The organism is Komagataeibacter xylinus NBRC 15237 (assembly GCF_001571345.1).
Taxonomy (GTDB): Bacteria; Pseudomonadota; Alphaproteobacteria; order Acetobacterales; family Acetobacteraceae; genus Komagataeibacter; species Komagataeibacter xylinus.
The window spans coordinates 1-8,930 of sequence record NZ_BCTP01000072.1; the positions used below are offsets into that span (position 1 = coordinate 1).

13 protein-coding genes and 1 pseudogene are annotated in these 8,930 nt (G+C 54.4%); 5 read left to right on the forward strand and 9 right to left on the reverse strand.

Going from position 1 to position 8,930, the window contains the following annotated elements:
- Nucleotides 1-5: 5 nt before the first annotated feature.
- Entirely contained in the window at nt 6-683 is a 678-nt protein-coding gene (gene trhA, locus GXY01S_RS15590; RefSeq protein ID WP_061276593.1) for a PAQR family membrane homeostasis protein TrhA, read from the reverse strand.
- Nucleotides 684-954: 271 nt separating this feature from the next.
- On the opposite strand from trhA, the gene GXY01S_RS15595 reads away from it, so the two are divergent.
- Entirely contained in the window at nt 955-1,143 is a 189-nt protein-coding gene (locus GXY01S_RS15595) for a hypothetical protein (protein ID WP_061276595.1), read from the forward strand.
- 100 nt (nt 1,144-1,243) lie between these two features.
- Here the strand turns inward: GXY01S_RS15595 and GXY01S_RS15600 are convergent, their stop codons facing one another.
- Entirely contained in the window at nt 1,244-1,495 is a 252-nt protein-coding gene (locus GXY01S_RS15600; RefSeq protein WP_061276597.1) for a hypothetical protein, read from the reverse strand.
- Nucleotides 1,496-1,635: 140 nt separating this feature from the next.
- Between GXY01S_RS15600 and GXY01S_RS15605 the strand changes: the two genes are divergently transcribed.
- Complete coding sequence (locus GXY01S_RS15605; protein ID WP_061276599.1) at nt 1,636-2,910, forward strand: DUF2075 domain-containing protein; 1,275 nt, start codon at nt 1,636-1,638, stop codon at nt 2,908-2,910.
- On the opposite strand, the gene GXY01S_RS15610 is transcribed toward GXY01S_RS15605, so the two are convergent.
- The 5 genes and pseudogenes from GXY01S_RS15610 to GXY01S_RS18795 all read right to left on the reverse strand — a co-directional run bounded on the left by GXY01S_RS15610 (nt 2,885) and on the right by GXY01S_RS18795 (nt 5,434).
- Nucleotides 2,885-3,124 carry a hypothetical protein gene (locus GXY01S_RS15610; protein ID WP_061276601.1) on the reverse strand — a complete coding sequence of 80 codons (240 nt, stop codon included), beginning with the start codon at nt 3,122-3,124 and terminating at the stop codon, nt 2,885-2,887. The two genes, GXY01S_RS15605 and GXY01S_RS15610, sit on opposite strands and share 26 nt — an antisense overlap.
- 120 nt (nt 3,125-3,244) lie before the next feature.
- Complete coding sequence (locus GXY01S_RS15615; RefSeq protein ID WP_061276603.1) at nt 3,245-3,433, reverse strand: hypothetical protein; 189 nt, start codon at nt 3,431-3,433, stop codon at nt 3,245-3,247.
- A gap of 284 nt (nt 3,434-3,717) precedes the next feature.
- On the reverse strand, nt 3,718-4,596 hold the full coding sequence (locus GXY01S_RS18790; RefSeq protein WP_218003171.1) for a HEPN domain-containing protein: 879 nt from the start codon (nt 4,594-4,596) through the stop codon (nt 3,718-3,720).
- Nucleotides 4,597-4,707: 111 nt separating this feature from the next.
- Nucleotides 4,708-4,941: pseudogene (locus tag GXY01S_RS19295) on the reverse strand (hypothetical protein); the annotation flags it as partial.
- Nucleotides 4,934-5,434 carry an ApeA N-terminal domain 1-containing protein gene (locus tag GXY01S_RS18795; protein WP_218003172.1) on the reverse strand — a complete coding sequence of 167 codons (501 nt, stop codon included), beginning with the start codon at nt 5,432-5,434 and terminating at the stop codon, nt 4,934-4,936. The gene GXY01S_RS18795 and the pseudogene GXY01S_RS19295, both read right to left, overlap by 8 nt.
- Nucleotides 5,435-5,799: 365 nt before the next feature.
- Between GXY01S_RS18795 and GXY01S_RS15625 the strand changes: the two genes are divergently transcribed.
- Entirely contained in the window at nt 5,800-7,101 is a 1,302-nt protein-coding gene (locus GXY01S_RS15625; RefSeq protein WP_061276605.1) for a peptidoglycan-binding domain-containing protein, read from the forward strand.
- A gap of 375 nt (nt 7,102-7,476) precedes the next feature.
- On the forward strand, nt 7,477-8,067 hold the full coding sequence (locus GXY01S_RS15630) for an acetate uptake transporter (protein WP_061276607.1): 591 nt from the start codon (nt 7,477-7,479) through the stop codon (nt 8,065-8,067).
- 28 nt (nt 8,068-8,095) lie between these two features.
- On the opposite strand, the gene GXY01S_RS19245 is transcribed toward GXY01S_RS15630, so the two are convergent.
- Nucleotides 8,096-8,509 (reverse strand): transposase, encoded by a 414-nt coding sequence (locus GXY01S_RS19245; protein ID WP_082770933.1) that lies wholly within the window; start codon nt 8,507-8,509, stop codon nt 8,096-8,098.
- Nucleotides 8,506-8,724, reverse strand: coding sequence for a hypothetical protein (locus tag GXY01S_RS15635; protein WP_061276609.1), 219 nt, complete (start codon nt 8,722-8,724; stop codon nt 8,506-8,508). The genes GXY01S_RS19245 and GXY01S_RS15635 overlap by 4 nt, the downstream gene beginning before the upstream one ends.
- Here GXY01S_RS15635 and GXY01S_RS19105 point away from each other — a divergent pair.
- Complete coding sequence (locus GXY01S_RS19105; protein WP_255210476.1) at nt 8,723-8,845, forward strand: hypothetical protein; 123 nt, start codon at nt 8,723-8,725, stop codon at nt 8,843-8,845. The genes GXY01S_RS15635 and GXY01S_RS19105 overlap by 2 nt on opposite strands.
- The last annotated feature ends 85 nt before the right edge of the window (nt 8,846-8,930 follow it).

The window sequence follows — 8,930 nt, forward strand, 5'->3', positions numbered from 1 at the left end:
GACTGCTAGAACCCGCGCATCGGCCCGTGGCTGTAATGCAGCAGCATGCAGCCCACCGCCGCCATGTGGGTGCCTGCGCCAAGCACTACCATGACATGCCACAGTGCGTTGGAAAACGGCATGCTCTCGCGCATGTAGAACACCACCCCGATGCTGAAGAAGAACAGCCCGAGCACGATGAGGAAAAAGGTCGGGCTGGGCAGCATCCATACCTGCGGGTCGGGACACAGGAAGAAAACCCACGCCACGCACAGGTAAGGCACCACATGAAACCGGCGTGACCAGGTGAAGAAACACATCTTGGCCACGATGCCTGCTGCCGCCATGGCCCACAGTACCCCGCAGAACCACAGGCTGGCGCGCCCCTGCCCACCAAGCAGGATGAAGGGCGTGTAGGTCGCGGCGATGGCTACGAAGATGATGGACTGGTCAATGCGCTGCAACCCGCCCTTGAGGCGGCAGGGCGGGCAGAAATTATAGGCCGCCGATGACAGGCAGGTGCCCAGTATGCCGCCGCAGTACAGCATGGTCACACCCGCCGCGAGGCCCGAATGCGCCATCATGGCGGTGCGCAGCAGCCACACGACGCCATAGCCAAGCCCCACGACGCCGATGATATGGACCGCAAGGTCGGCCGCCCGTTCGGTCACGGAATAGATGGGGAAACGCGTGCGGGTGCTCATGCGGCGGAAATTACTCCTTATTTCTGCTCTGGTCCGGCCCTGTAGCGTGAATAAGTCTGTTTCCCCATATGCGGAAGCGTTCAGGCCTGCGTGAAGGCGGGTTAATCCGCGCCACAATGACACAGCCCGGCCCGGGACATGCCTGCTGTCATAGCGTGTGGCCATGCGCCACGCAAAGCCGCACCCATAGGCCGGGCGGCGCCGGGCGGGATTGCGGGGCAGGGGCCTTGTGGCGCGCAACGCGCCCCGAATGGCAGGGAGAAAGCGGGACATGGCCCGATCATGGCCACTGGTCTGGGTGCTGATTGCGTTGGGCGTTGGGCATTTCGTGTGCGGCGTGGCGCTTATGCCGTGGCATATTGCTGCCATGGTGCTGGCGGGGCTGGGCTGCTTCGCGCTGGTCTGGGGGCTGTTTCTGGGCAGCCTGCTTGAGCGTACGGGCAGCAAGATGCGGTGGTAGGCGACGACAGCCAGTACTCCGCTGCGTGACTGTGGTGAACAGGGAGGGACATAAAAAAACAGGGGTTTCCCCCTGTTTTTTTGTGGCTATTGAGGCCGCTTCAGCGTGCTGTGCGCTCGCCGGTCACATGGGCGCACAGGGCCTGGATCTCGGCTGCGCTCACGCCCTCGGGGTTGTGCTCGGCCTTTTTGGCGATCTCGTGCTCGGTGCCCGAGGCGCGGCCATGTTCCTTGGCAACATGCTGGGCAATGGCGATCACCTCTTCCTTCTGCAGCAGCTTGGGCTCTTTCAGGCCACGGGCTGCAAGCTTATGCATGTGTTCGCGGGCGGCGGCGGTGGGTTTGTCAGTCATGGTTCAGGCTATCCTGTTAACGTGGCGCGCGGTCTGCGCGTAAGGGTGTGTTATAACTTATAGGGTGCACGGCCTCACGTCGTATTTTACATATCAGCTTTGTCCTGCCCGGTGCAGGTACGCCCCTGACGGAAACCCATATGCAAACGCCCGTTCTCCCCGCGCCCGATAGCGCCCTGACCCGACTGGCACCCACGGTGGGGCTGACCGGCCCGCAACAGGCACTGATGGATGAAGTGTTGGCCTTCTGCCGCGCCCACACGGCCGATGCGCATGCGCTGTTCGTGATCGAGGGCGATGCGGGCACGGGCAAGAGCCTGCTGCTCAACACGCTGTTCACCGCCATCCAGCACGCGGCACGTGGCCGGGATGCAGCCGACCCGCTGCATGGCACCCACAATGCCCTGCTGGTCAACCACCCGGAAATGATCAAGCTGTACCGCAACATTTCCGAATCCCAGCCCTGCCTGCGCAAGAAGGATTTCGAACGGCCGACCACCTTCATCAACCAGATGGCAGGTCACGGGAGGCGGGCCGATATCGTGCTGGTCGATGAGGCCCATCTGCTGCTGACCCGTAGCGACCCCTATAACCGCTTCAGGCAGGACAACCAGCTTGCCGAGATCATCCGCCATGCCCGCATCGTGGTGATCGTGTTCGATGCAAGGCAGGTGCTCAAGTTCAAGAGCCTGTGGACCGATGAACGCCTGCGCGCGTTGGTCGCGGGCTATCCGGTCGTGATCCGCCGGCTGGACCAGCAGTTCCGCATGCATGCCCATGCGGATGTGATGGACTGGATCCGCGCCCTGCGTGATGGCGAGTTGCGCGCGCTACCGGCGCCGCAGCCCTTTGATTTTCGTATTTATGATGACGCGCAGGCTCTGTACGAAGCCATATGCCAGCGCAACGCGCAGTACGGGCTGTGCCGCATGCTGGCCACCTACGATTATCCCTACACCCTGAACGGGCAGGACCATTTCATTACCGAGGGGCGTTTTCACCTGCGCTGGGACCGCGCGATGCCGCAGGACCGCCTGCCCTGGGCGGAACGGGCGGATACGATTGATGAAGTGGGCTCGGTCTATACCATTCAGGGGTTCGACCTGAATTATGCGGGCGTGATCCTTGGCCCGTCCGTAACCTGGGACCCGGCCACCGACCGGATCGTGATCGACCCGACCCGCTACGAGGACCGCGCCGCCTTTACCGGGCGCGACGGGGTGGAGAACCCGCCTGCGGTCATGGCGCGGATCATCCTCAACTCCATCAACGTGCTCATGACGCGTGGGGTGAGGGGGCTTTACATTTATGCCAGCGATCCCCGCCTGCATGCCCGGCTCGGTGCCTTATGGCATGCGCGGCAGGCTGCTCCCGCCGCGCCGCAGGGGATCAGCCCCTCTCGCCAAGACGCTTGAGGTAGGGCAGGATTTCGGAGCCGGATTCAATGGCGTGGCCGAGAACGGTCTCGACAAGGGTTGCAAGGCCCTGCGCATCAAGCCGCGCGAGGATTACGCTCAGGTCATGCTTGTCGGCATCGGAAAGCTGGGGGGACTGGATGATGCGCCGTTCGATCGCCGCTTTCATGGCGTCGGTGGTGAAAGGCATGTCGATAATCTGGTCTTTGCTCATGGCCGTAAATTTCCTGCAAGAATAAAGGAACAGGCCATGGTACGGGTTGCCGGTGTTCCGGCAACCACCCTGCACGCGATGCGGTTATGCGTTTGCTGTTACAACCACCCGGCAGGTTTTTCAGCCCTGTTCGGGCTGGTTCATGGTGGCCATGCGGTGCAGGCGCGCCGTTTGTGAAAAGCCACGCATTTCCTGTGCGATGCCCTGGCGCTCCAGCCGCCGCAAGCCCGTGGCATAGCCAATTTCCTGCTTGAGCTGACCGAGCAGCATGTTGGTGCGACCGCGGAGCATCGTCTTGAAACGATCCATGTCACGTCTCCCCTACAAAAATTTACAGAACAATGCTGCGTTGAACGCATGCCAGATAACAGCACGGCGCATGGAGAAATGCAACGCTTAATGCATACCTGACAGACATTTAATGCATGAATGGAGGGAATGGACGGGGTTTGGCTGCTTGAGGGCTTATGAACGCGCCCTGTGGTAGACGTAACGCAAACAGGAAAACAGACTAGAAAAAACCAGATTCAGTGGTTGCGACACAGAAGTTTTTTTCATGACGTCAGGGCAGACACATAAAAAAATAATGAATCCTAACTCAGAACTCCGGGCATGCCTGAGGCAGTCTGCTTGATAATCCATATGTTATGAACTTCGATGTATTCGCCGCCACACTCAAAATACCCATGGTTAACAGGCTTAGCTTGCTTTTTATCGAAGCCAAAAATTTTTTCAGGGTCACATATAACTGCCATCCTGCTTGAGTCACGCATCCAATCACGATATTTCGTTGTAAGCTCTTCAGAAAACGTAAGGTTTCCAAGTTCATCTTCGATGTAGCAGCCAAGGGAATGTAGACGTTTGACTTCCCGAAGAAACTGAAAATTTTCTACCGTTACGGGAAAAAATTCAGCCGTTCTGGTGACACGGTCCAGATGAACATTATCGATCATAGCCGCTAACTTGAGATTGCTATGCGTTTTTTTTAAGTAAGTAATGAATTCTTGTGACGTGAATCCAAAATCCAAGAAGGCCCAATAAGTCAGAAGTAGTATAATTTTTTCTACAGAACGCATTACGATAGGAAACTGTTCTGGCTTTAACCCGTGATCATTTCCGTGGGCAATTCTGTTGCGAACCTGCTTGATCAGTAAGAAATCAGTATCTGACAGCATGATGATTTTCTTAATGTCAGCGTTCGTATTTTCTATGGTTAGCTTATACTTTTTTTCAAAATTAAAGTTATCCGAACCAAATACTTTTCTAGCGATTTCAATGATATTTTCCCGCTCTTTTGTCGCGATATTTGATATTTTATCCGTAAGCTCTTGGCGGAATTTACTTACTTTTCTTGAGGAAAGTTCTTGAATTTTGGGTGGCTTTTCTTTTTTAAACTTAATGTTTAGGTAACTATCTAATAGACTGACATATCCAAGTAATTTGTATTCCCAAAATCCGTCGTGCCTCTGCATTCCCGCGAGACGTACCCAACATATTTTTCTGTAATTAGATTGATAGTATTGATCGAATATAGACTGCCACCGTCCGTCCAAATCAAGCCGTTGTATAAAGCATAGAGTCCAGAAACTGCCGTTATCTTTGGCTCGTGCAGGACGCTCAGGACGATCGAATGTGGGGAAGTGCAGTCGATAATAGGAATTTCCAGGCCCCTGCGAGACAAAAATAGATTCTATTGTTACAGGGTATGCTAGTAGAATAGAAAGGAAGCATGAAAGATCATGAGACTTTTCTTTTACATCTTCGAGATTAAACCTATTGGTATTCGCCGAAAAAATAAATTCTATATGCTCATGGATTACAAGATTTTCTTCTTGTTGTTTCCAAGAGCCGCGATACTACGCTTCGTAGATCGAAGTGCTCTTCATTTGTTTTAATGCTGACATTGATATTTTTCGGAATCTGGCTCCAGTTGAACGTCTTGCCAACTGAACCTTCAAGCATTCTCCGGTGGAGAAACCATTCCGATACGTCACTGTAGCGCACTGAAATTGAGTGAAATGACGCTTCGTTCAAGTCGCCTTCAATTACATAGTCTGCGTAAAGAGAAACGCTGTTAAATTTGCAATCACAAAGACAAAATGTGATTCCTTCATTCGTTATCGCTTTCACGAGATCGAATTGTGCGTTGTCTATGTATAAATCTGGAACTTTTTCTGAACTCAAGATGTTGACGTAAGCCCATTTATTGCTTCCAAAATATAAAACTCCTGATCCTATTTTTCCGAGCTGATTATGATACAGTTCAACGTCAAATTGATTTTGTTTTGAATCATCATTATTCAGGTTCATTTATAACGATCTCTTAATGAATGGTAATTAACAATTTACATATAAATTATGAAAATTTGTTATATTTTTATTGGAATTTCTATGATCTTTTGATGTGCGTATGTAACGGTTTTTTTGCCATCTCAGAGTATTACAATGATGATCTTAAAAAAACAGATATTCGATAGCATGTCTATGCACAGTTTCCAGATGTTATCTTGATAGAATCTGCTATCAATATGCGTCTGAACGAAAGTCGCGTGGAATCATACTGTCACAAAAATTTTCAGGTGTGGCAGGTTGGTTGTCCGTCCCATAGACCAGACTTAATTATACAGGCAGATTTTTCATTGCTGCCTGATATTTCATGAAGAAAAGGTTTTCCCATGCGCGTTCCTGGCTGGTTGGGTGGCAGTTTTCTGCCCGTCATGCTCCTTTGGGCACCGGCCTTTGCGGCCCCGGCCTACCACCCCGGTTTTGCCTGCCCCCGGCCTGACGGGTCCGATGTTCTGGCTACGGCGGTCTGTGCCGATCCTGTCATGGCAAAGGCTGAACTCGACCTTGAAAAAGTATTCTATGCCCATCGCGCCCAGGAGGGGGCAGGGGCCTATCCGGCCATCAAGGCGCAGGCCATTGCTTATGCCACCGCAGTGCGTAACACATGCGCCATTCCGGCAGAGGGCACGCCGGGCGCTGTCCTGCCATCGGGCGCGGCTTCATGCTACGTGAAGGTAACGGAGCAGCATGCTGGCGAGTGGGCAAAGTCGTTGAGCGGAGCCTATGCGCAGGAAGCCGCGCGCGATATCGACCTGCATATTGCCCTGCAGCAGAAGCTCATTGAGGCCGGGTATGCGTCCTCTCCCATGCTTAAGGCTGATGGCATTTACGGCGAGGGCACGCGCACGGCCATCAAAAGCTGGCAGGCGGCCTATGGGGATGACCAGACGGGCGCTATTTCAGATGCTGAAGTGCCACATGTCGAGAAACTCGGTGTCTCGCGTGCCGTGCGCTGGGCCAGTCAGCCGCCCGAGCCCTCCCTGAGCAGCGATACGAATGCACCGCCCCTGCTGCGTATCTTCCAGTTGGACATGCTGGGCATCCAGCGCCCTTTTCTTGAGCAGATTACGGGGATAGCCAAATATGTGAACCACTATGCCGACAAGACCGCCACCTATACTTACATGATAAAAGGCTGCGAACTGACCGCCTATGAACAGGGCGACCAGATTCAGGGCTACGGGCTGAAGGTGACCCCGGCCTGCTCGGTGCCGCTGACGCCATTCATCCAGAACTCGACCCCCTCGGTGGCCGAACTGACAATGGGTGACATGAGCGCCGCGCTGGACGGCAGTGCCCGGCCTGTGGCGGACTGCCTTGAAAGCTGCGGCAATGCCGCTGACCCCAATATCGGGTTGATGAAGCAGGGATCGCATGCCGAGGATTACGTGAATATTGAGGTTTATGCCCCGATAATAGATGAAACGGCCCTCAATGCCGCGTCAGACTGGCAGGATACGCTCAGGAAGCACGAAACCGACGACGACATCGTGAAGGGTAAGTTCAACTGCGATGGCAAATACGCTGCCGAGGGACTTCATGCCATGCGCAATGTCGGGGTAAAGGAGATTTTTGTGGGCAGGGGAGAGTCGGTTATTGGCCAGAGCATCAATGAGCAGTGCGGCCGGTAAAAGAAGATCCCGGCACCCTGCGCGGTCAGTTCCACAGGCAGGATCGATCAGCGGCCAGAACGTAGCATTATTATAGCTGCATTTTTTACATAGGTCAGTAGCCATTTAGCTTTTAGAGGCACGTCGTCATCTATTCAGGAGCCCGATCTATGATTAGGGTATTTGATTGGGGATGCAGGTTATGTCGGTTTTAAGTTGCATAGGGATTTTGCATATCGTTTCTGGGACTGTTCTTTGAAGCCGCTAGTAATGGTTTGCATGGTGTATCGTAGATCGGTTTTTGCAGCGATCTCTAAGTCATAATTTAATATGCCGCGCCCGTTGGCTCGTGACATGTTTTGTCATGATTTATCTGACAGGGAATGGAAACGCGGCATGGCTCACAATTCGACTAAAGCAGATCCGGCCCCGCTGGGGCTGATGGGGTTTGGTATGACGACTGTCCTGCTCAACCTGCATAACGCCCATATCGTTCCAATGGGCGCGGCCATCCTTGCGATGGGGCTGGTATTCGGGGGCGCAACGCAGTTTGTCGCGGGCCTTCTGGAATATGCGAACAACAATACCTTCGGCATGACAGCGTTCATGTCCTATGGCGCATTCTGGCTGTCGCTTGTCGTGCTGCTGTTCCTGCCGCACTGGGGGCTTGCGCCTGCATCCTCGCCCGCCCTGATGGGTAGTTACCTGCTGATGTGGGGCCTGTTCACCGCTATCATGACGATCGGTACACTACACGCCTCGCGTATGCACCAGGTAGTGTTTGCCAGCCTGACGCTGTTGTTTGTCCTGCTAGGCTGTGCCGAAATCCTTGAACAACCGATGCTGACGGTTGTAGCTGGATATGAAGGTCTTTTCTGCGGCTTCAGTGCGATCTGTCTGACAGCGATGGAACTTCTTGCAGCACAGTCGAGGCATGCCGTGGTGCCTGTCGGCGTGGCAGGCGTGCCGACAGAGATTGCCGCCTGAATGGAAATTGTAAAAACCACTTTGAAAATCATGCATCAGGCGGATATGGCCCTTGCTGGTCAGTGAGTGGCGCCAGCCCGTGGCACGAGCCCGCGCGATCAGCTCGCTGCGATGTGGATTGCAGACATGAACGTACCGGTTCGTATCGGGTCGCTACACGTCGCCAGTCTTTCAACTTTGCGAACATGTTTTCGATAAGGTGGCGCTTTTTATACAGGTGCCAGTTGTAAGACGGCTTTGATTTCCGGTTTTTCCTCGGGGGAATGCAGGCGGTAATATTCCGTTCGACAAGATATCGTCTGATCCGGTTGCTGTCATAACCCCGATCCCCGATGACCTCTTCTGTTCCTTCCGGCAGGTCTGCCAGAAGAACATCTGCCCCTTTGAAGTCACTGACCTGTCCAGCAGTCAGATGAAGCCGGACTGGTCGTGCATCAGCTATGCGATGGAACCGGCACCAATGCTCTGGCGGGCATCGGACAGGCCAGTGGCCAGAAAAGGCACATTGGCTTCAGCGTTGCCGCTGGTGAGCTTCTGGCCGAGGATCAGGGTGCGCAGGTTCTGGCTGCCGCCCTGATTCTGGGGATCGATCTCGGCAAAGATGCCATGCGTGCGCTGGCTGGTCGGGTAGTTGTCGAAGGTGATCGATCCGCTCATGCGTGCACCTGTTCAGCAGGCGTGGCTGCGGCTGGTGTTGCAGGCACGGGCTGCGGCGTTGCAGCCTCTGCCGCCTTCGGTTCTGCTGCTGCCGGCTGTGATGCAGCGGGGGCAGCCGTAGGCGGAGTTTTGGTGACATCGCCGGCGCGCAGGCGGCGCTGCCAGTAGAAGGAGGTGGGCAGACCATTACGGTCGGGGACTTATAC